The sequence below is a fragment of the Rhizobacter sp. P3_C12 genome (assembly GCF_056402735.1).
Map to the genome: position 1 here is coordinate 1 of NZ_JBFUGW010000030.1, position 20,497 is coordinate 20,497.

Consider the following 20,497-nt stretch of genomic DNA (forward strand, 5'->3'; position numbering starts at 1 on the left):
CTTCAACTGACCCGCTGCGTCGTACGCGTACGTCGTCGTCTCGCCACCGACCGTGTTCGTCAGCAGGCGCTGCCGCAGGTCATAGGTGTTCACCGTCACGATCCCCTGCGGGTCGGTGCTTTGCAGCACCTGGCCGTAGCGGTTGTAGCGGTCGAAGGTGGTCACCTTGCCGAGCGAGGTGGTGATCGACTTGAGGTCGCTGCTCCGGTGGTCGGCGTTCGTCTCGGCGTGGTACGCGAAGGTAGTCGTGCCGGTGTCGGGATCGGTCGCTGTCAGCACGCGGCCACTCGTGTCATAGGTCCACTCGCTGACACGGCTGGGCACCTGCGTCTGCAGCAACGGCGGCGTGCCGGTCGTCGGCGGTTCGGGCGGCGGCAAGGGGTCGGACACAGCAACGAACGGCGCCGTCGGCACGGTAAAGGCCGCGGCATAGCGGGCCAGGCCCTTGGTGATGCGCACTTCATCGATGTAGCCCGAGAAGGTCGAGTTCGCCGCCACGGCACCCACGACTTGCAACGCACCGATGACGGCCGGCTCCTGCACATCACTGATCGCCGCGCTGCCCACGTTCACCGACGCGCCCGCGGGCTGGCCATTGCGATACAGCGCGAGCGTCTGGCCCAAACGGACGAGTGCAACGTGATGCCACGTGTCAAGGGGCAGCGGCACGGTGTCTTGCACGGAGTAAGCCGTCGAGCCGGACCAGATCGCCGCACTCAGTGCACCGGCCTGCGGAACACCAGTGGTCTCTGTGTAGATCAACCAGCCCCGAACCCCGCCGATCTGGTCATGGACCACCAAGCCTCGGTAGTTCGTCGAGGCGCTGTCCAGGTACACCCAGAACTCCACCGTGAAGTCGCCCGAGCCGAAGTTGAAGGCATCGGCGCCTTGCGCGGCGACATGCGAATTGCCGCCGTTGAAACGGATCGAGGTCGGCCCGAAGCGGCTCGCCGCCATGCTGAGCTGTGCGCCGCCAGCGGCGGTCACGGTCTTCGCGCTGGGACTGCTGTCGGTCATGACCGTCGACGCTTGGCCACCATCGGCGTGCAGCAGCAGGCTCACCGTGGAATCCACGGACGGTCCCGAAGGCACACCCGCTCCGAGTGCGAAACCGGTACTGCCGTTCGAATCGGCCGTGGATTGCTCCACCCGCTTGCACAGTGCCGCGATCGGCTTGCCATCCGGCATCACCGCGCCGGCCGGCGCACAGATCGCCACGGTGCCACCATTGAGGGGGTCCGGCCGACCGTTGTGCACCCGGGTCGTGAGCTTGCCCGGCTCGGCCACCCGGATCGGCAGGTTCCAGTCGGGGTGCCACTGCGTGCTGACCTTCACCGCACCGGCGGGCAGGTTGGCGCCCGGGCCGGTGACGGATGTGCAGCTCAGCTCGCTGCCCACGCGCGTCACCTGAACGGCCTCGAGGCCGCGGGCGGCGTCGTGCACGTAGCAGCTGCGCTTGCCGTTGAAATCATCCTGGCTGGCCACCCGCCCGTTGACGTCATACGACTGGCTGCGGCTGCTCGCCAGGCTCCCCGCGCCGGCGGGCTGGCTCTGCGAGCTGAACTGGTTCTTGCCGTTCACGCTCACCGTGCTCCATGTCGTCGTCTGCCCGCTCGGCTCGGTCATCACCAGGCCTTGCGGCTGCACCCAGCTGAAGAACCGGGCGATCCCTCCTGGGTACGCCACCTGGTCGACCTGAATGCCCGGCGGTGTCGTGTAGCTCACGCTGTAGCGGTCGACCCCGCCGGCGTGCTCGGTGGCGATCGCGCGGCCCTCGGTGTCGTACGTGAAGGTCGAGTACCGTTTCGCCCGTTCATCGCTGACCCCCGTCAGCGCCCACGGCAGGCCGCTGTTCTCGTACAGGAAGCTGCGCGTCGTGCCATCGGGCCACGTGATGCCCACCAGCCTGTTCTGGCCGTCGTAGCCGAGCGTGGTCGACTGTCCGGCGGCGTCCGTGATGCTGACCAGGCGCGTCAACGCGCCCGCCGCGACGTAGCGAAAGCTCAGGCTGTGCCCCCGGTTGTCCGTCGCCCCGATCAGCAGGCCCGGTACCGGCGCGATGCTCGCCGGCGTCGTGCCGTCGCTGTACGTGAAGCTGGCCAGCGTGCCGTCGGTCCACGCCATGCTCGTCAGCACGCCGGCGGTGTCGTAGGTTTCCTGCGCGCTGTGCTTGCTGTCGTTGTAGCGATAGCCGCCACCCACGATCGACATGATTCGATCGGCGTCGCCCGGCTCCGGCGCGAAGGTACCGTCCGCTGCCCGCGGCATCGTGATCACCTGCGCGTACCCGCGCGGAAAGACGGCGACCACCGGCAGGCCGATCCCGCTACTGTAGGTACGCACGGTCCCTCTGCGGTGCAGGTTGCTGTACCACAGCGGGCTGCCGAGGACGCTGCCGGCCTGCTCCAGCCCGGGAACGGTGGCATAGACCTTCGGCGTCTTCGGCGTCTTGCTGGTGGTGTCGTAGGTGAACGTCAGCGTCGTGCGCCCGATCACGAGACCCGTGTCCACCTCCTCTCGCTTGACCGCGCGCAGCGGGTAGATCGGGTTGCCCTTGCAGACGTCGCATTCGGGCGGCGGCGGGGAGAGCGCGCCCGGGATGTCGACCACCTCGCCACCGAGCTGGCAGCTCGCGGCATCCGGCGCCGCCGGGTAGTCGACGAGCGCGTAGTCGGGCGGGCAGCTCGCGACGTGGAACACCGCAGAGAACGCGCGCGGGCTGACGGGGTCCACCGTCCAGCACTCGCCGACAACCCATTTCCCTTCCCCGAATACGGTCGGCCCCGCGTGAAAGACCAGCGGTCCGCCAAATCTTGCGGCCATCAGGTCGCAGCTGCCCTGTGGCGACTCCGCGTCCGCGAAGGGCTCCGACATGTAGTGCCAGTATGGCGCCAGGATGTCGGTCGCGCTCGCGCTACCCGCCCAACCCATGCACAGCAGCCCCACCGCCAGCGGCCACATCTTGGCGATCGCTTTCGCCTTGGCTTGCGCCCATGGCGCCGCCAGCGCCCGCAGGCGCTCCCATCTGTTCGACATTGCATTCCTCCGAATGACCTTGCGTACCTTGACATGACCGCCGTCGTGCCCTCTTCGTGGGAGTGGATCGACTGCGGAGTGCGCGGATTAGACCGGAACGAAATGACTGCCGCAACGGCGTGTTGCGGCGAGTGAACAGTTGTTGACAATCTGCCGGGCCGCACGGCGCGAATTGTGGAGATCCATCGCAATTCGATGGCGAGGCTCGTCCGGATTTCGATCGAGAAAGACCTATCCGTTCAGATGCGGCAGCTTCTCGTACAAGGTCGCCCGCGAGATCCCCAGCAGCCGCGAGGCGGCGAGCTTGTTGCCGCCGGTCGCCGCGAGCGCCTCGCGGATCGCGCGGCACTCCAGTTCGGCGATCGCCTGCGGCAGCGACTTCGGCGTCGCGAGGCCCACGGCCACCGGCAACGGTTCCAGCGCCGCCTCGATCACCAACCCACCAGCGCTGTCCTGCGCCGCCACGTGCCTGAAATGCCGCGCCGTCAGCGTCATGTCGTCCGTCATCAGCGTCGCCTGCTCCAGCACGTTGCGCAGCTCGCGGATGTTGCCCGGCCAGCGGTGCCGCGCCAGCAGCGCCAGCGCGTCCGGCTCCAGGCTCTTGTGCGGCAGCCCGCTGCGCCGCGCGATGTCGTCGGCCAGCGCCTCGATCAAGGCCTCCAGGTCGGCCATCCGTTCGCGCAGCGCCGGCAACCGGATCGGCAGCACGTTGAGCCGGTAGAACAGGTCGGCGCGGAAGCGCCCGTCGGCCACCATCGCCGGCAGGTCGCGGCTGGTCGCCGCGATGATGCGCACGTCCACGCGCTGCACCGTGTTGCTGCCCAGCGGCTCCACCTCCTGCTCCTGCAGCACGCGCAGCAGCTTCGATTGCAGCGCGAGCGGCATGTCGCCGATCTCGTCGAGGAACAGCGTGCCGCCGTCGGCCAGCTTGAACTTGCCGTCGCGGCCCTTGCGGTCGGCGCCGGTGTACGCGCCGGGCGCGACGCCGAAGAACTCCGCCTCGAGCAGGGTGTCGGGCACCGCGGCGATGTTGACGCCGACGAACGCCCGCGAGGCCCGCGTGCTCGCCGCATGGATCGCATGCGCGAGCAGCTCCTTGCCGGTGCCGGTCTCGCCCAGCAGCAGCACCGTGCTGTCGGTCTGCGCCACGCGCCGCGCCTGCCGCTTGACCTCCATCGCCTGCGGGCTCGCGCCGATGAAGCTCGCCACCGTGAACTTCGGCCGGCGCTGCGCCGCAAGCTGCCGGCGCGCGTCGTCGAGCTCGCGCTGCAAGTGGCTGAACTTCGTGATCAGCGGCTGCATCGTCGTCTCGGGGTGGTCGAGCAGCACCATGCCCATCGCACCGATCACCTCGCCGCGCTCGTCGCGCAGCGGCAGCCGGCTCACGAGGAAGGTGCCGGCCTGGTTGGTCAGCAGGTCCACCAGCATCGGCTGCCCGCTGTCGATCACGTGCGCCATCAGCGTGTTCGGCACCACCTCCTCGACCAGCCGGCCGACGAAGTCGTCCTCGGCATGGCCGAGCGCCGGCAGGAATCGCTTGTAGCCCTCGCTGATCCACACGATGCGATGGCTGCGGTCGACCACCAGCATGCCCATCGCGGTGCGCGCCAGCGTGTCGAACATGCTGCGCGCCGCCAGCTTCAGCAGCGCGTCGGCATCGGCCGGCAGGGTCGGCGGTGTCAGGGATTCAGGGGTGTCTGGCACGCGGACACTGTAGCGAGCGCGCCGCGCCGCGCACTCAGGGTTTGTCTTTGTCGCAGCCCCTCTTGTAATTATGAATTACTGGATTTAGAGTGATCCGAACCGCCGCACCGTGGCGGTCCACCGGTGAGAACCCCATGGTCGACCCGACACCTCTGCGCCCTGCATCGCTTCACGAAGAAGTGGCCGCTCGCCTGCGCAACATGGTATTCGAGCGCCAGCTGGTGCCCGGCCAGTGGATCGACGAGCTCGCGCTGGCCAGCGAGTGGAAGATCAGCCGCACGCCGCTGCGTGAAGCGCTGAAGGTGCTGGCCGCCGAAGGCCTGGTCGAGCTGGTGCCGCGCCAGGGCTGCAGGGTGACCGAGCTGTCGGAGGACGATGCCGACGAGCTGTTCCCGGTGATGGCGCTGCTCGAAGGCCGCTGCGCTTTCGAGGCGGTGCGCAAGGCGACGCCGGCCGACATCAAGCTGCTGCAGCGCCTGCATGCGGCGCTCGAGAAGCACGCCGCGGCGCACAACATCGACGGCTACTACCGCGCGAACCACGATTTCCACAGCACCGTGCAGGCGCTGGCCGCCAACCGCTGGCTCGACCGCGCCACCACCGACCTGCGCCGCTTCGTGCGGCTGCTGCGCGGGCGCCAGCTGAACTGGCCGGGGCGCATCGACGAATCGATCGGCGAGCACCGCCGCCTGATCGAGGCCATCGAGCAGCGCGACGCCGCGCGTGCCGAGCAGCTGATGCACGACCACCTGCTGGCCCAGCTCGCCGCGCTGAAGGCGCTGCGCGCCCATGAAGCCGCCCACGAAGCCGCCCGCGAAGCCGAACAACTGGCCGCCCTCGACCCGGGACAACACCATGCTTGAAAGCCTGAAGAACGCCGCGCGCCGCGCCGGCAACGACCGCGCGCTGCGCAGCCTGATGCTCGACTGCCGGCGCCTGCTCTCCGAGCGCGGCGAGGCCAACAGCGTCGCGATCGCGAGCGGCCTGGTGGCCCGCTTCAGCGGCCTGCCCGACGACCAGCAGGCCGGCTTCTTCGAGCGCCTGTCGCGCGATTTCAGCCCCGACCCGAAGGCGGTGCTGTCGGTGGCGCAGGCCTATGCCGACGAACCCTCGGCCGACAACCTGATCCGCCTGACCCACCTCGCCGAGCCGCCGCGCCAGGAGCTCTTGCGCCGCATCAACCGCACGCCGGGCGGCACCGCGCACATCGTCGCGATGCGCCGCAAGCTGCTGGCGCGCGTGAAGGCGCAGCCCGAGCTGCGCGCGCTCGAGGCCGATTTCCTGCACCTGCTGTCGTCGTGGTTCAACCCCGGCTTCCTGCAGATGCAGAAGGTCGACTGGCGCTCGCCCGCGCAGCTGCTGGAGCAGATCATCCACCACGAGGCGGTGCACGAGATCGACGGCTGGGACGACCTGCGCCGGCGGCTGCAGCCCGACCGCCGCTGCTTCGCGTTCTTCCACCCGCAGCTGCCCGACGAGCCGCTGATCTTCGTCGAGGTGGCGCTGCTGCCCGAGATGCCGGGTGCGATCGCGCCGCTGATCGACAAGAACTCGCAGCCGCTGCCGCCGGACCAGTTCAAGGTGGCGGCGTTCTACTCGATCAGCAACTGCCAGCCGGGGCTGAAGGGCGTGTCGCTCGGCAACTTCCTGATCAAGCGCGTGGCCGAGCAGCTCAAGCGCGAGCTGCCGCAGCTCAAGACCTTCTGCACGCTGTCGCCGATCCCCGGCTTCGCCACCTGGCTGACGGCCCGCAGCGACCTGGCGGCCCTGCCCGGCCTGAAGCGCGGCGAGGCCGAGCGGCTGGTGCAGGCGCGCGAACTGCTCGACGAAGCGAGCGGCGGCGACCTGGCCACCCTTGCCACCGCCGCCACGCTGCAAGGCCTGGCCGAGGCCGAGCGCGAGGCGCTGGCCCGCCTGTGCGCCGCCTACCTGGTGCACGTGTCGACCACGCCGGGCGGCGACGCGGTGGCCCGATTTCATCTCGACAACGGCGCGCGGCTCGAACGGCTCAATCCTTCGGGTAACCTCTCGCGCAAAGGACTCAAGCAATCGTTCGGGATGATGGTCAACTACCTCTACGACCTGCAGAAGGTCGAGACCAGCCACGAGAAATTCACCCAGGGCGACGTGGCGCATTCGCGCGCCGTGGCCGCCCTGCTCTAGGAAGGCAAGAGCTTCCGCCCCCAACGGGCCGAGCGCGGCCCGACCTGCTCCACACTCAACGACCGGGAGACACCATGAGCTTCGATTCACGACGCGCGCCGACACGACGAGACGTTCTTCGCACCGGCGCTGCGGCGGCGGCCGCGCTGGCCGTGCCGTTCGCCGGTGCGCAGAGCGCCTGGCCGAGCAAGCCGGTCACGATCGTCGTGCCGTTCCCGGCCGGCGGCGGCACCGATGCGTTCGCGCGCCCGCTGTTCGGGCTGATGAGCAAGAACGCCGGCAAGCAGTTCCTGATCGACAACAAGGGCGGCGCGGGCGGCAACGTCGGCGCCACCGTCGCGTCGCATGCGGCACCCGACGGCTACACCTTCTTCATGGGCGCGGTGCACCACGCGATCGCCCCGTCGATGTACCCGAAGCTCGACTACAACATCGAGACCGATTTCATCCCGGTGGGCCTGATCTCCAGCGTGCCGCAGGTGATCGTGGTCAACCCGCAGCGCGTGCCGGTCACCGACCTGAAGGGCCTGCTCGACTACGCGCGCAAGAACCCCGGCAAGCTGAACTACGGCTCGGCCGGCAACGGCACCTCGCACCACCTGGCCGGCGAGCTGTTCAAGCTGCAGACCAAGACCTTCATCACCCACATCCCGTACCGCGGGGCGGGCCCGGCGCTGCAGGACCTGATCGCCGGCCAGGTCGACATGATGTTCGACGGCCTCGGCTCGTCGGCCAACCACATCAAGGGCGGGCGCATCAGGGCGCTGGCCGTCGCCTCGGAGCGCCGCGCACCGGGCTTCGCCGACGTGCCGACCTCGGCCGAGGCCGGCCTGCCCACCTACCAGGTCGCCACCTGGTACGGGCTGTGGGCGCCGAAGAACACGCCGAAGGAGATCGTCGAGGCGATGCGCGCCGAGATGAAGAAGGCGCTGACCTCCGACGACCTCGTGAAGGCCTGGAACGGCCTCGGTGCCGAGACGCCCAACCTGTACGGCGACGTGTTCGGCAAGTTCGTCAACGGCGAGATCAAGCGCTGGGCCGACGTCGTCAAGGCCTCCGGTGCCAAGCTCGACTGACGAGGCGCGCGTGCCCGGTTCCATCACGCTGAGCCATGACGAACCCGGCATCGCCCGGGTCGCCATCGCGAACCCCGGCAAGCACAACGCGATCGACATTGCGATGTGGCAGGCGCTGCGCGACGTGTTCGTGCGGCTGCAGGCGCAGGATGCCGCGGATGCGCCGCATGCGGTGATCGTCTGCGGGGCCGATGGCCAGTTCGCGTCCGGCGGCGACATCGGCGAGTTCGCGCAGTTCCGCTTCGACGAGCAGCGGCTGCACGATTTCCACGAGCACACCGTGGCGCCGGCGCTGCAGGCCCTGCTCGACTGCGACATCCCGGTGATCGCGCAGATCGAGGGCGCCTGCGTCGGCGGCGGGCTGGAGATCGCCGCCTGCTGCGACATCCGCATCGCCGGCCTGGGCAGCCGCTTCGGCGCGCCGATCGCGAAGCTCGGCTTCCCGATGGCGCCGGGTGAGCTGCAGCTGCTCGCACGCGTGGTGCCCGCCCCCACCTTGCGCGAGATGCTGCTCGAGGCGCGCCTGGTCGATGCGTCGGTCGCGCTGCAGCGCGGCCTGGTGCATGCGGTGGTGGCCGACGAGCAGGTCGCGCCGCACACGCTGCAGCGCGCGCGCTCGCTCGCGGCGCTGTCGCCGCAGGCCGCGCGCATCAACAAGCGCACGCTGCGCCAGCTGGCCGCCGGCGGGCCGAGCGCCGACGAGCGCCGCGCGCACTACGGCTATGCCGACAGTCCCCAACACCGTGAAGGCATCCAGGCCTTCATCGAGAAGCGACCGCCGCATTTCCAGCGCGGCTAGGGCTTGTCAACACGAGAGATCCCCGAGGAGGTTCGATGAGTAGTTTCAACGGCAGTGCCAACCTGTTCGCCGCGTTGCGCGCGGCCTTTCCCGCCGACCTCGACGCGACCGCGATCGAGGTGGCCGACGGCGAGGCGCCGCTCAGCTACAGCTGGCGCGACCTCGAGCGCGCGACCGCGATGCTCGCCAACCTGCTCGAATCGCTGGACCTGCCGGCCGGCAGCCGCGTCGCGGTGCAGACCGAGAAATCGGTCGAAGGCCTGATGCTGTACCTCGCGGTGCTGCGCGCCGGCTTCGTCTACCTGCCGCTGAACACCGCCTACCAGGCCGCCGAGATCGAGTACTTCGTCGGCAACGCCGAGCCGGCGGTGGTGGTGTGCGCGCCGAAGCACTTCGGCTGGGTCAGCAAGATCGCCTTCAAGGCCGGCACGCGCCATGTGTTCACGCTCGGCGACGACCGCACCGGAAGCCTGCTGGAGCGCGCCTCGCACCAGAGCGACCGGCATGAGCCGGCGGTGCGCGGCGCCGACGACCTGGCGGCCATCCTCTACACCAGCGGCACCACCGGCCGCAGCAAGGGCGCGATGCTGACGCACGGCAACATGCTGAGCAATGCGCGCACGCTGAAGGCGTACTGGGGATGGCAGGCGGGCGACGTGCTGGTGCATGCGCTGCCGATCTTCCACGTGCATGGCCTCTTCGTCGCGATCCATGGCGCGCTGCTGAACGGCAGCAAGATGATCTGGCTCGCGAAGTTCGACCCGAAGCGCGTGCTGGCCGCGTTGCCGCGCGCGACGGTGTTCATGGGCGTGCCGACGCTGTACGTGCGGCTGCTGGCCGAGCCCGGCCTCACGCGGGCGGCGTGCAGCAGCATGCGGCTGTTCGTCGCCGGCTCGGCACCGCTGCTACCCGAGACCTTCAACGCCTGGCGCGAGCGCACCGGGCAGGCCATCCTCGAGCGCTACGGCATGAGCGAGACGGTGATGCTGACCTCGAACCCGTACGACCCGGCCGACGGCGAGCGGCGCGCCGGCACGGTGGGCTTCCCGCTGCCGGGCGTGCAGCTGCGGGTGCGCGACGAAGGCCGCGATGGAGGTCACGACTGCGCGCGTGGCGAGATCGGCGGCATCGAGGTGAAGGGCCCGAACGTGTTCGCCGGCTACTGGCGCCTGCCCGAGAAGACGAAGGAAGAGTTCACCGACGACGGCTGGTTCAAGACCGGCGACGTCGGCCGCATCGACGAGCGCGGCTACGTGTGCATCGTCGGGCGCAGCAAGGACCTGATCATCAGCGGCGGCTACAACGTCTACCCGGCCGAGATCGAGGGCTACATCAACGACATGCCGGGCGTCGCCGAGAGCGCGGTGGTCGGCGTGCCGCATCCGGATTTCGGCGAGGCGGTGGTGGCGGTGGTGGTGCCGCGCGCCGGGGCGCAGCTCGAAGGGGCGGCGATCGCCGCGGCCCTGAAGGCGCAGATCGCGAACTTCAAGGTGCCCAAGCTGGTCGAGCTGGTGCAGGAATTGCCTCGCAACACGATGGGCAAGGTGCAGAAGAACCTGCTGCGCGAGAGGCACAAGGGGCTGTTCGCCGCGGGTTGAGCCTGCCGCGCGCGGCGTAAGCGAATGCGTCGCCTGTGAGGGCGCGCAACGCGACTGACACGCTGTGGCACCCAGCGGGCGCGAATGGTCGCCTGCCGGGGCGGTGCTGCCTCCGTCCTACGGGGAACGGCGGCTCACAGCAGGTGGCAGGGCCCTTGCAGGGTTTTCGGCTCATGTCCATCGGAAATGCCGCCATGCACGCCTCGATCCTTGCCCGCACCGCCCTCGCCACCGTGCTGGCCGCGGTCGCCTTCGCCGCGCACGCGGACTACGACCCCGTGGTCGGCAAGCTGCTGTTCGAGGACACGATCAACCAGACGGGCCGCTCGTTCACCGGCAACTGCACCAGCTGCCACACCACCGTGCAGAACCGGCGCGACCAGGTCAGCTTCTCGACGACCGGCCAGCACGACCAGTTCGCCGCGATCGACCCCGAAACGGCGGTGAACCGCCTCGGCTATGCGCTGAACAACTTCAGCCAGATGAAGCAGTTCCAGGTGCTCGACGTGGACCAGATGACCGACCTGGCCGCCTACATCGCCGACACGCCGAAGGCCAGCGAGACCGAGCTGAGCTTCTCGGCCAGCGCGGTGAACACGCCGACCGTGTCGCAGAACCTCGACCTGGCCAACGGCAAGACCTTCGGGCAGGTGACGGTGGACAGCGTCGCGATCAGTGGCACCGGTGCGGCCCGCTTCACGCTGAAGAGCGACACCTGCAGCGCGCAGAAACTCGCCAACGCGGCCACCTGCCGTGCGACGATCTCGTTCAGCGCCGCGGACACCGCGGGCTACAGTGCCACACTGACCATCACCATGCACCCCGGCACCTCCACCACGAAGTTCACGCGCACCGTCGCGCTCTCGGGCGCGGTCGGCGTGGTGACGACGCCGCCGCCGAGCGGTGGGAACGGTGGCGGCAATGGTGGCAACAACAACGACGAGGGCGGCGGTGCGCTCGGCTTCGCGTGGCTGGGTGGCCTCGCACTCGCGACGGCGCTGCTGCGGCGGCAACGTGGACGCGCTGCCGGCTGACCGCGGCGACGACCGCACCTGCCCGCGCTGCGAGCGGGCGTTCCATTGCGGTGTGAATGACGACCGGCCGTGCTGGTGCAGCCGCGTGAAGCTCAGCGCGGAGACGCTGGCGCGGCTTCGGTCGGCGTACGACCGGTGCCTGTGCGGCGATTGCCTGATCGAGGTGTCTCAAGAGGCTGCCGATCTCGACGCGCACGGCGAACGGAATCCCTCGCGACGACAGTGACAGCCGCGTGAACCGGGATCCCGACTACGCCGCCTTCGAAACGGAACACGACCAGCATCAATAGCGATCCTTGCGGTCGCGATAACCGTTCTTGCACGCGCCCTTGGCGATGCCCGCCAACTCGGCAAGCTCGGGAACCGGCATCACCAGAACACCGATGCCTTTGGGGATGAACACGAACTCCTGACCGGCTTGCCAGTTCTGCTTCTCACGCACGGCTTTCGGAATGGAGATCTGGAATTTGCTTGACAGGATGAGCGCCACCGCTGCAGGAAAGCCAATGCACGTCAAAAGCGAGGTCCGCGCGCTTCGAACTTGATGACGGTCGCGCCGACCTCTCGGCAGGGCTCCTCGGGAATGGGATATGCCTGGAGGCACATGTGCGCCGCCATCGCGGAGCGGGTGGTTTTCATGAAGACTGAGTGACCCCGGGCCGAAGGAGGTTCCTGCACCGCAAAAGCAAACGCGGGCTGTGTTTCCACAGCCCGCGCAGCGAGGTGACTTCGAGGGGCTACTCAGTCACTCGCGTAGATGTCGACGTCCTTCGTCTCCTTGACGAACAGCATGCCCACCACGAAGGTGATCGACGCGAACACGATCGGGTACCACAGGCCGTTGTACATGTTCCCGGTCTGCGCCACGATCGCCAGGCCCGTTGCCGGCAGCAGGCCGCCGAACCAGCCGTTGCCGATGTGGTACGGCAGGCTCATCGAGGTGTAGCGGATGCGCGTCGGGAACATCTCCACCAGCATCGCGGCGATCGGGCCGTAGACCATCGTCACATAGATCACCAGCACCGACAGGATCGCCACCAGCGTCCACCACTGGCCGCTCATGAAGGAGATCGGCTTGGCCTTGGCCGGGTAGCCGTGCTCCTTCAGCGCCGCGGCCACGTCCTTCTTGAAGGCGGCGTCCTTGGCCTTGGCTTCATCGGCCGGCAAGCCCTTCGATGCGAAGGACTCGATCGTCTTGTCGCCGATCGTGATCTTCGCCGGGCCGGTGCCGGCCACGTTCTCGTAGCTCACCGAGCCTGCGGCCAGCACCTGCTTGGCGATGTCGCACGAGCTGGTGAACTTGGCCACGCCGGTCGGGTTGAACTGGAACGAGCACTCCGACGGGTCGGCCGTCACCGTGACCTTGGCGCTCTTCTGGGCCGCCGCGAGCTCGGGGTTGGCCGTCTCGGTCAGCGCCTTGAACAGCGGGAAGTAGGTCAGCGCGGCGATCAGGCAGCCGGCCATGATGATCGGCTTGCGGCCGATCTTGTCCGACAGCGTGCCGAAGACGATGAAGAAGGGCGTGCCGATCAGCAGCGCGGCGGCGATCAGCACGTTGGCGGTGGGCCCGTCGACCTTCAGCGCGCCCGTCAGGAAGAACAGCGCGTAGAACTGGCCGGTGTACCAGACCACCGCCTGGCCCATCGTCAGCCCGACCAGCGCCAGGATCACGATCTTCAGGTTCTTCCACTGGCCGAACGACTCGGTCAGCGGCGCCTTCGAGGTCTTGCCCTCCTCCTTCATCTTCTTGAAGGCCGGCGACTCGTTCATCGACAGGCGGATCCACACGCTGATGGCCAGCAGCAGAATCGAGACCAGGAACGGAATGCGCCAGCCCCAGTCGGCGAACGCTTCTTCGCCGATCCAGGTGCGCGTGCCCAGGATCACCAGCAGCGACAGGAACAGCCCGAGCGTCGCCGTGGTCTGGATCCACGAGGTGAAGGCTCCGCGCTTGCCGTGCGGCGCGTGCTCGGCCACGTAGGTGGCGGCACCGCCGTACTCGCCGCCGAGCGCCAGGCCCTGCAGCAGCCGCAGGCCGATCAGGATCACCGGGGCGGCGACGCCGATCGATGCATAGGTCGGCAGCACGCCGACGATGAAGGTCGACAGGCCCATGATCAGGATCGTCACCAGGAAGGTGTACTTGCGCCCGATCATGTCGCCCAGCCGCCCGAACACCAGCGCGCCGAACGGCCGCACGATGAAGCCGGCCGCGAACGCGAGCAGCGAGAAGATGACCTGCGACGCCGGGTCGAGGTTGGAGAAGAACTGCTTGCCGATGATGGCGGCGAGCGTGCCGTACAGGTAGAAGTCGTACCACTCGAACACGGTGCCGAGGCTGGACGCGAAGATGACCTTGCGCTCCTCGCGCGTCATCGGCCCCGCGGGGTTGCGCGCCGGTTTGGCCACTGCAGTTGCCATTGGAATGTCTCCTTGTCGTCAGGCTCCTTGCCGAACGGCAAGGCGTGCCGCATCTTCACGACGCCCTCTGACCCATCCCTGACGCCAAGCTGAACGCCGGCTGACAAGTTCAGTGACAACCCTGACGAATCGTTTCTCATCGTGAGAAACGAGGGATGACCCGCCCTGGGAGTTTCCCTGAGCTCACTTGGCATAGTGCAAGTGCTTGATTTGCCTGGATTCACCGCAATTTTCCAAGTCTTGCTATTCTGCGGTGATGAACTACCTGCCCCTGTCGGACAACGCTGCGCGGCAGGCCATCGATTCGATGACGACCTTCGCCGAATTCCGCCGCGTGCAGGTGCAGGCACGCAGCTACGCCGGCTCGATGTACTGGAAGCAGGAAGGCGACTACGAGTACCTGGTGAAGACGCGGCCACGTCAGCGCAACCAGGAGCGACTGGGCGCTCGCTCCGCGGCCACGGAAAAGATCTTCACGGAGTACACCAGCCGCAAGCAAGTTGTCGAGACTCGCCTGGCCTCGCTGCGCGAGGCCTTGAACGAAGCGGAACGCATGAACAAGGCGCTGAAGGTGGGCCGTGCGCCTTCGCTCCTGATCGGCGTGCTGCAGGCGCTCGCGGACGCTGATCTGCTGGCGCATTTCACCGTGGTCGGCACGCATGCGCTGTACGCGTATGAAGCGGCCGCCGGCGTTCGCATCGTGCCGGGCGCATTGGCCACGCAGGACATCGACCTGCTCTGGGACGCACGGCGCCGGGTGCAGTTCATGACAGACCTGCAGCAACTCGATTCATCGATGCTCGACGTGCTGAAGACGGCCGACCCCACATTCGAGCGCAAGGAAGGACAGAACGAGACAGCCATCAACGCGCGCGGCTTCGAGGTCGATTTCCTGCGCCGCCAGGCGGTCGACGGCGACCCGCACCCGTTCCGCTTTTCTTCGGACGAAGGCGATCTCTGGCCGGTCCAGGCCATCCGAGCCTCGGTGCTGACATCGGCACCACGCTTCGAGCATGCCGTCGTTTCGGCGACCGGTCGCATGGCGTGGATGAGCACGATCGCACCGGCCACCTTCGTCGAATTCAAGCGTTGGATGGCGCAAGACGCCCCTCATCGCGAGGAGGCCAAGCGTCGCCGGGATCGCCTGCAGGCCGGCATCGTGCAGGAGCTGCTGGATCAGGGGCTCCTGCTGCCCTGATCACTTCTTGCGCTGAATGCCCACCGGTTGCCGCGCCGCGTCGTCCCACGCCGGGCCGTCGAACCACGGATCGCCGGCCAGCCAGCTCTGCAGCAGGTCCAACCCGTCGAGCCCCCAGAACAACCGGCCGTCGAGCTCGACCGTCGGCACGCCGAAGATGCCGAGCGACACCGCCTGCGCGGTCGCCGCCTTCAGCGCGGCCTTGACCTCGTCGCCCTGCGGATCGAGCGCCGGCTGCAGCCGCTGCGCGAGCGCGGCCAGCCGCTGCGGATCGTTCGCGTCCGCGCCGCCGCGCCACACGTGGTGCATCAGCTGCTCGCACACCCAGCGGCTGGGCGTCGCGAGCGGGCCACAGCAGGCCAGGCCCAGGCGCAACAGCGCGAGCGGGTTGAACGGATGCTGCGCCGGCATCTGCATCGGGATGCCGTGCCGGTGCGCGAGCCACGCCACCTGCCGGTAGGTCCAGTCGCGCTTCGGAGCGATCTCGGCCGGGCCCTTCTGCCCCCATTGCGACAACAGCCCGGCGAACAGCACCGGCTGGTAACTCACCTCGACACCATGCCCTTCCAGCACCTGCGGCAGGCGCTCGAACGCCAGGTAGGCGTACGGCGAGATCACGTCGAACCAGAACCGGAGTTGCTTCATCGCGACCGCTCCTCATCGACGACCGGCGCACCCGCCTTGCGCAACTCGATGGCCTGCCAGACCTGGCGCTTGCCGTCGTCGTCCATCTTCGACCACGCCGCGATCTCGTCGATCGTGCGCCAGCAGCCGGCGCACAGCCCGCTGGACGCCTCCATGCGACAGATGTTCACGCAGGGGCTGGGGACGGCGGCCACTGGATCCATCAGGTGAGCACCAGTTCGGCAATGTCGTCCCACAGCGTGGCATCGATGCGGCCGCGGACCTGCTTCACCTCGCGGTGCTGCTTGTCGAGGATGAACGAGGTGGGCGTCTGCGCCATCGCGCCGAAATCGTCGCGGTGCGTCGCATCGGCGCGCCACAGCATCGGGAACTGCTGCTTCATCGGCACGACGCGGTTCAGGATCGCGTCGTACTCGCGCACCGCCGCCAAGCTGCGGTCGAGGCTCACCGCCACCAGCTGGAACGGCTTGTCGCGCCAGGCCTCGTAGTTCGCGCGCAGTTCGGGCATCTTGTCGCGGCACACCGCGCAATCGGTCGACCAGAAGAACACCAGCACCGCCTTGCCGGCGTCCTGTGCCAGCTCGTAGCGATGCCCTTCCAGTGTGTTGCCCACCAGCGCGTGGCCCGGCGCCGCCGGCGCAGCGCGCAGCGGCACGGTGTGGCCGAGCGCGGCCAGGGCGGCGGTCGACAGGAAGGAACGGCGATCGATGCGGGAGGTCATGGCGCAGCCTGCGGAAGTGGAGCTGTGCGTTGGTCGGCAGGGCCGTCGGGGTATTACGTGAGGTCGATCACGTCAGGTCACACATCACGTCACATCAGCCAGTGGCGCCTGCGTCAGCGCCTGCAGCTCGGTGGGGCTCAGCCTGAACACGCCTTTCGGATGCCCGGCCGCCGCCCAGATCTCGTCGAAGCGCAGCAACTCGCGATCGATCAGCGTCACCGGCGCATTCGCATGGCCGACCGGCGACACGCCGCCGATCGTGAAACCGGTGTGCGCCTTCACGAAATCGGCATCGGCGCGGCCGAGCGGGCCGGCCAGCGCCGCCACCTTCTTCTCGTCGACACGGCGGTCGCCCGAGGTCACGACCAGCACCGCGACGTCGTCGGCACGGCGCCGGAAGATCACGCTCTTCGCGATCTGGCCGAGCTGCACGCCCAGCGCATCAGCCGCCTCCTGCGCGGTGCGCGCATTCACCTCGAGCAGGATCGGCGCGTGCGGATGGCCCAAGGTGCCCAGCACCGCGCTGACGTGGCGGAAGCCTTCCGGCTGCTCCGGCATCACCGTGGAATCGCTCATGCCTTCGCCTCCGCCGCAGCCGCCCGCTTCGCCAGCAAGGCCTTGCCCGCGCGCGACACCGGCGCGCGGCCCAGCACCTGCGAGATGTAGTTGCCGGCATCGACCAGCGCGTTCAGGTCGATCCCGGTGTCGATGCCCAGCCCGTCGAGCATGAACAGCACATCCTCGGTCGCCACGTTGCCGGTCGCGCCCTTCGCATACGGGCAGCCGCCCAGGCCGGCGACGCTGGCATCGAAGGTGTGCACGCCCAGCTCGAGGCTGGCGTAGATGTTGGCCAGCGCCTGGCCGTAGGTGTCGTGGAAATGCCCGCTCACCTCCACCAGCGGGTAGTGGCGCAGCGCGCGCTCCAGCGCGGCCTGCACCCGCTTCGGCGTGCCGACGCCGATGGTGTCGGCCACGCCGCAGTGGTCGACGCCGATGCCGCGCATCAGCCGCACGACGCGTTCGACCTCGTCCGGGCTGACCTCGCCCTGGTACGGGCAGCCGAGCGCGCACGAGATCGCGCCGCGCACCTTGATGCCGTTCGCATGCGCCGCCTCGACCACCGGGCGGAAGCGCTCGATGCTCTCGTCGATGCTGCAGTTGATGTTGCGCTGGCTGAAGGCCTCGCTGGCGGCCGCGAACACGACGATCTCGTCGGGCTGGGTCGCGAGCGCCGCCTCGAAGCCGCGCAGGTTCGGCGTCAGCACCGAGTAGCGCACGCCCGGCTTGCGCTGCAGCCCGGCCATCACCTCGGCGTTGTCGGCCATCTGCGGCACCCACTTGGGGCTCACGAAGCTGGTGACCTCGATCTCGCGCAGCCCGGCCGCCTGCAGCCGGTGCACCAATTCGATCTTGTGCGCAGCGTCGACCTGCTTCGCTTCGTTCTGCAGTCCGTCGCGTGGGCTCACATCGACCAGCGTGACATGGGTTGGAATCATGACTTAAGTCTCGATAGGAAGGTCTGCGTGCCACACCCCCCTTTGTCCGGGGATGGCGAGCCGGGAGGGCGCTGTCGAAGATACCTGAACTGACTGGAGCATGTCGTGTCCACACCCGCCGAACTTCGCATCGCCACCCGCATCCACTTCGGCTTGAAGCAATGGCTCGGGGAAGGCATCGACGTCGAAGTGATGCTGCGGCAGCCCGACGAAGCCCGCGAGATCCTCTTCGTGTGCCAGGCTTCCGGCCAACCCGAACTGGAATCGCTGGCCCGGCAGTGGGCCGTTGCCCGGCCCGAGGCGAAGAAGGCGTCCCGCCCGCGCATCGTGCCGGAACGGCCTGTGCCGACACCCCCCCCGAAAGCGTCCGCCAAGCCCGCCACACCGCGCGCCGCGGCGAAGCAGGACCTGGCCTGGGCCCGCGACACCAGCGGCTTCGGCATCACGCAGCCGGCCGAGCTGGAGCCGGCGGAGCCAGACACCACCGGCGCGCGCTGGCACAAGCCGTCGAGCTGGCTGCGCCTGGGATCGGGTCGCCACTGACGTAGCCCGGATGCCAATCCGGGTTCGTTGGTCATGCAGTCCCGGATTGGCGTCCGGGCTACGCCAGGCGCAGCAGTTCGCCACCTTCGCCCACCTGATCGCCGGCTGAATAGAGCAACTCCTGCACCGTGCCGTCGCGCGGCGCGGTGATCGTGTGCTCCATCTTCATCGCCTCCAGCACCGCGAGCGGCTGGCCCTGCTTGACCTGGTCGCCCACCTTCGCGAGAAAGGCCACCACCTTGCCGGGCATCGGCGCGGTCAGCCGGCCGCCTTCGGCCGCGCCGTCGCCGGCATGCGCCAGCAGGTCGACCTCGCTCGCGAGCGCCGAGCCCTCGGGTGCGAACACCGCGATGCGCTCGCCGACCGCGTAGACGCTCAGCACCCAGCGCCGCCCGCCGACCACCACCGCATGCCGGTCCGCCGACAAGGCCTGCGCCTCGAACGCATGCCGTTCGGCGCCGATCGCCAGCGCCATCGCGCCGCGGTGGTTGCGCTCCAGCATCACCGTGTGGTGCGTGCCCTGCAGCTCGATGTCGAAGCGCCGCTGTGCGCCACCGTGCATCCGCCAGCCGTCGCGCCGCGACCACGGGTCGTCGGTCTGCAGCGCCGCCTCGGCCGCGATCGCGTGCGCGACGACGCCAGCCGCGACGCACTCGAGCGGCAACGGCGGCGCCTCGAACAACGCCACGCGTTCGCGCTCGATCAGCGCGGTGTCGAGGTCGGCCGTCGCGAACGACCGGCTCGCGACCACCCGCCGCAGGAACGCGACGTTGGTGTGCAGCCCGACGATGTGCGTCTGCGCGAGCGCCGCATCCAGCCGCGCCAACGCCTGCGCGCGGTCGGCGCCCCAGACGATCAGCTTGGCGATCATCGAGTCGTAGTGCGGCGAGATCGCGTCGCCCTCGCGCACGCCGGCATCGAGCCGCACGTCGGCGCGCTCGAACGCGGCAGCCGGCGGCGTGCGGAACACCTGCAGCCTGCCGGTGGCCGGCAGGAACTGCGCATCGGGGTTCTCGGCGCACAGCCGCGCCTCGATCGCGTGGCCGTGGATGCGCAGCTGCTCCTGCGCCAGCGGCAGCGGCTCGCCGGCTGCCACGCGCAACTGCCACTCCACCAGGTCGAGCCCGGTGATCGCCTCGGTCACCGGGTGCTCGACCTGCAGCCGGGTGTTCATCTCCATGAAGTAGAAGCGCAGGTCGCCATCGGCCGCGGGTTCCGCGATGAACTCCACCGTGCCGGCCCCCACATACCCCACCGCCTGTGCCGCCGCCACCGCGGCCTGGCCCATCTCGCGCCGCCGCGCCTCGGTCATGCCGGGAGCCGGCGCCTCTTCGAGCACCTTCTGGTGGCGGCGCTGCACCGAGCAATCGCGCTCGAACAGGTAGACGCAGCGGCCGTGCGCATCGGCGAACACCTGGATCTCGATGTGGCGCGGGCGGGTCACGTAGCGTTCGACCAGCACCGCGTCGTCGCCGAAGCTGTTGATGGCCTCGCGCTTGCACGACGCGAGCGCGTCCTGGAACTCGGCCGACGAGGCCACCGCCCGCATGCCCTTGCCGCCGCCGCCGGCGCTCGCCTTGATCAGCACCGGGTAGCCGATGCGGTCGGCCTCGCGCTGCAGCAGCTGCGGGTCCTGGTCGGCACCGTGGTAGCCGGGCACCAGCGGCACGCCGGCCTCGGCCATCAGCCGCTTCGACTCGGCCTTCAGCCCCATCGCCTGGATGGCCGACGGCGGCGGGCCGATGAAGACCAGCCCGGCCTCGGCGCAGGCCTGCGCGAAGTCCTCGTTCTCGCTGAGGAAGCCGTAGCCGGGGTGGATGGCCTGCGCGCCGGTGGCGCGCGCGGCCTCGATGATGCGGTCGCCGCGCAGGTAGCTTTCCTTCGGCGCCGGGCCGCCGATCAGCACCGCCTCGTCGCAGGCGAGCACGTGCTGCGCGCCGGCGTCCGCGTCGGAATGCACCGCCACCGTGCGAATGCCGAGCCGGCGTGCGGTGGCCGCGACGCGGCAGGCGATCTCGCCACGGTTGGCGATCAGGATCTTCGTGAACATCGTTGTCTCCGGG

19 protein-coding genes are annotated in these 20,497 nt (G+C 68.9%); 9 read left to right on the forward strand and 10 right to left on the reverse strand.

The window, feature by feature from the left end:
- A partial coding sequence (locus AC1DXV_RS07510; RefSeq protein ID WP_477933072.1) for a LamG-like jellyroll fold domain-containing protein occupies positions 1-3,036 on the reverse strand: 3,036 nt, incomplete at its 3' end.
- Between the two features lie 231 nt (positions 3,037-3,267).
- On the reverse strand, positions 3,268-4,659 hold the full coding sequence (locus AC1DXV_RS07515) for a sigma-54 interaction domain-containing protein (RefSeq protein ID WP_477933092.1): 1,392 nt from the start codon (positions 4,657-4,659) through the stop codon (positions 3,268-3,270).
- A gap of 215 nt (positions 4,660-4,874) precedes the next feature.
- On the opposite strand from AC1DXV_RS07515, the gene AC1DXV_RS07520 reads away from it, so the two are divergent.
- The 7 genes from AC1DXV_RS07520 (at position 4,875) to AC1DXV_RS07550 (ending at position 11,636) form a co-directional block, all read left to right on the forward strand.
- Positions 4,875-5,603 carry a GntR family transcriptional regulator gene (locus AC1DXV_RS07520; RefSeq protein ID WP_477866575.1) on the forward strand — a complete coding sequence of 243 codons (729 nt, stop codon included), beginning with the start codon at positions 4,875-4,877 and terminating at the stop codon, positions 5,601-5,603.
- The gene (locus AC1DXV_RS07525; RefSeq protein WP_477866577.1) at positions 5,596-6,903 is read left to right on the forward strand and encodes a malonyl-CoA decarboxylase; all 1,308 of its coding nucleotides are present in this window, start codon (positions 5,596-5,598) and stop codon (positions 6,901-6,903) included. Before AC1DXV_RS07520 ends, AC1DXV_RS07525 begins: the two co-directional genes overlap by 8 nt.
- 74 nt (positions 6,904-6,977) lie before the next feature.
- The gene (locus AC1DXV_RS07530; protein ID WP_477866579.1) at positions 6,978-7,979 is read left to right on the forward strand and encodes a Bug family tripartite tricarboxylate transporter substrate binding protein; all 1,002 of its coding nucleotides are present in this window, start codon (positions 6,978-6,980) and stop codon (positions 7,977-7,979) included.
- Positions 7,980-7,989: 10 nt separating this feature from the next.
- Positions 7,990-8,778, forward strand: a complete 789-nt coding sequence (locus tag AC1DXV_RS07535) for an enoyl-CoA hydratase/isomerase family protein (protein ID WP_477933074.1) — start codon at positions 7,990-7,992, stop codon at positions 8,776-8,778.
- A 35-nt stretch (positions 8,779-8,813) separates the two neighbouring features.
- Positions 8,814-10,376 (forward strand): malonate--CoA ligase, encoded by a 1,563-nt coding sequence (locus tag AC1DXV_RS07540; RefSeq protein ID WP_477865706.1) that lies wholly within the window; start codon positions 8,814-8,816, stop codon positions 10,374-10,376.
- Positions 10,377-10,570: 194 nt separating this feature from the next.
- Positions 10,571-11,410, forward strand: a complete 840-nt coding sequence (locus AC1DXV_RS07545; RefSeq protein ID WP_477865705.1) for a hypothetical protein — start codon at positions 10,571-10,573, stop codon at positions 11,408-11,410.
- The gene (locus AC1DXV_RS07550; protein ID WP_477865704.1) at positions 11,391-11,636 is read left to right on the forward strand and encodes a cysteine-rich CWC family protein; all 246 of its coding nucleotides are present in this window, start codon (positions 11,391-11,393) and stop codon (positions 11,634-11,636) included. The genes AC1DXV_RS07545 and AC1DXV_RS07550 overlap by 20 nt, the downstream gene beginning before the upstream one ends.
- A 57-nt stretch (positions 11,637-11,693) precedes the next feature.
- Here the strand turns inward: AC1DXV_RS07550 and AC1DXV_RS07555 are convergent, their stop codons facing one another.
- Entirely contained in the window at positions 11,694-11,900 is a 207-nt protein-coding gene (locus AC1DXV_RS07555; RefSeq protein WP_477865703.1) for an AbrB/MazE/SpoVT family DNA-binding domain-containing protein, read from the reverse strand.
- A gap of 251 nt (positions 11,901-12,151) precedes the next feature.
- Complete coding sequence (locus tag AC1DXV_RS07560; protein WP_477865702.1) at positions 12,152-13,831, reverse strand: MFS transporter; 1,680 nt, start codon at positions 13,829-13,831, stop codon at positions 12,152-12,154.
- A 256-nt stretch (positions 13,832-14,087) separates the two neighbouring features.
- Between AC1DXV_RS07560 and AC1DXV_RS07565 the strand changes: the two genes are divergently transcribed.
- The gene (locus AC1DXV_RS07565; protein ID WP_477865701.1) at positions 14,088-15,029 is read left to right on the forward strand and encodes a GSU2403 family nucleotidyltransferase fold protein; all 942 of its coding nucleotides are present in this window, start codon (positions 14,088-14,090) and stop codon (positions 15,027-15,029) included.
- Here the strand turns inward: AC1DXV_RS07565 and AC1DXV_RS07570 are convergent, their stop codons facing one another.
- The 5 genes from AC1DXV_RS07570 to AC1DXV_RS07590 form a co-directional block, all read right to left on the reverse strand.
- Positions 15,030-15,674, reverse strand: coding sequence for a 2-hydroxychromene-2-carboxylate isomerase (locus AC1DXV_RS07570; protein WP_477933076.1), 645 nt, complete (start codon positions 15,672-15,674; stop codon positions 15,030-15,032). It lies immediately after the preceding gene.
- Complete coding sequence (locus AC1DXV_RS07575) at positions 15,671-15,877, reverse strand: DUF1289 domain-containing protein (protein WP_477865699.1); 207 nt, start codon at positions 15,875-15,877, stop codon at positions 15,671-15,673. The genes AC1DXV_RS07570 and AC1DXV_RS07575 overlap by 4 nt, the downstream gene beginning before the upstream one ends.
- On the reverse strand, positions 15,877-16,395 hold the full coding sequence (locus tag AC1DXV_RS07580; protein WP_477865698.1) for a TlpA family protein disulfide reductase: 519 nt from the start codon (positions 16,393-16,395) through the stop codon (positions 15,877-15,879). Before AC1DXV_RS07580 ends, AC1DXV_RS07575 begins: the two co-directional genes overlap by 1 nt.
- 84 nt (positions 16,396-16,479) lie before the next feature.
- A complete protein-coding gene (locus AC1DXV_RS07585) occupies positions 16,480-16,971 on the reverse strand; it encodes a YbaK/EbsC family protein (protein WP_477865697.1) in 492 nt (163 codons plus the stop codon).
- Positions 16,968-17,891 carry a hydroxymethylglutaryl-CoA lyase gene (locus tag AC1DXV_RS07590; protein WP_477865696.1) on the reverse strand — a complete coding sequence of 308 codons (924 nt, stop codon included), beginning with the start codon at positions 17,889-17,891 and terminating at the stop codon, positions 16,968-16,970. The genes AC1DXV_RS07585 and AC1DXV_RS07590 overlap by 4 nt, the downstream gene beginning before the upstream one ends.
- A gap of 105 nt (positions 17,892-17,996) precedes the next feature.
- Here AC1DXV_RS07590 and AC1DXV_RS07595 point away from each other — a divergent pair, with 105 nt between their 5' ends.
- Positions 17,997-18,434: a hypothetical protein gene (locus AC1DXV_RS07595; protein ID WP_477865695.1), complete on the forward strand. Its 438-nt coding sequence runs from the start codon at positions 17,997-17,999 to the stop codon at positions 18,432-18,434.
- 58 nt (positions 18,435-18,492) lie between these two features.
- Here the strand turns inward: AC1DXV_RS07595 and AC1DXV_RS07600 are convergent, their stop codons facing one another.
- Positions 18,493-20,484 (reverse strand): acetyl/propionyl/methylcrotonyl-CoA carboxylase subunit alpha, encoded by a 1,992-nt coding sequence (locus tag AC1DXV_RS07600; protein WP_477933078.1) that lies wholly within the window; start codon positions 20,482-20,484, stop codon positions 18,493-18,495.
- Positions 20,485-20,497 lie beyond the last annotated feature (13 nt).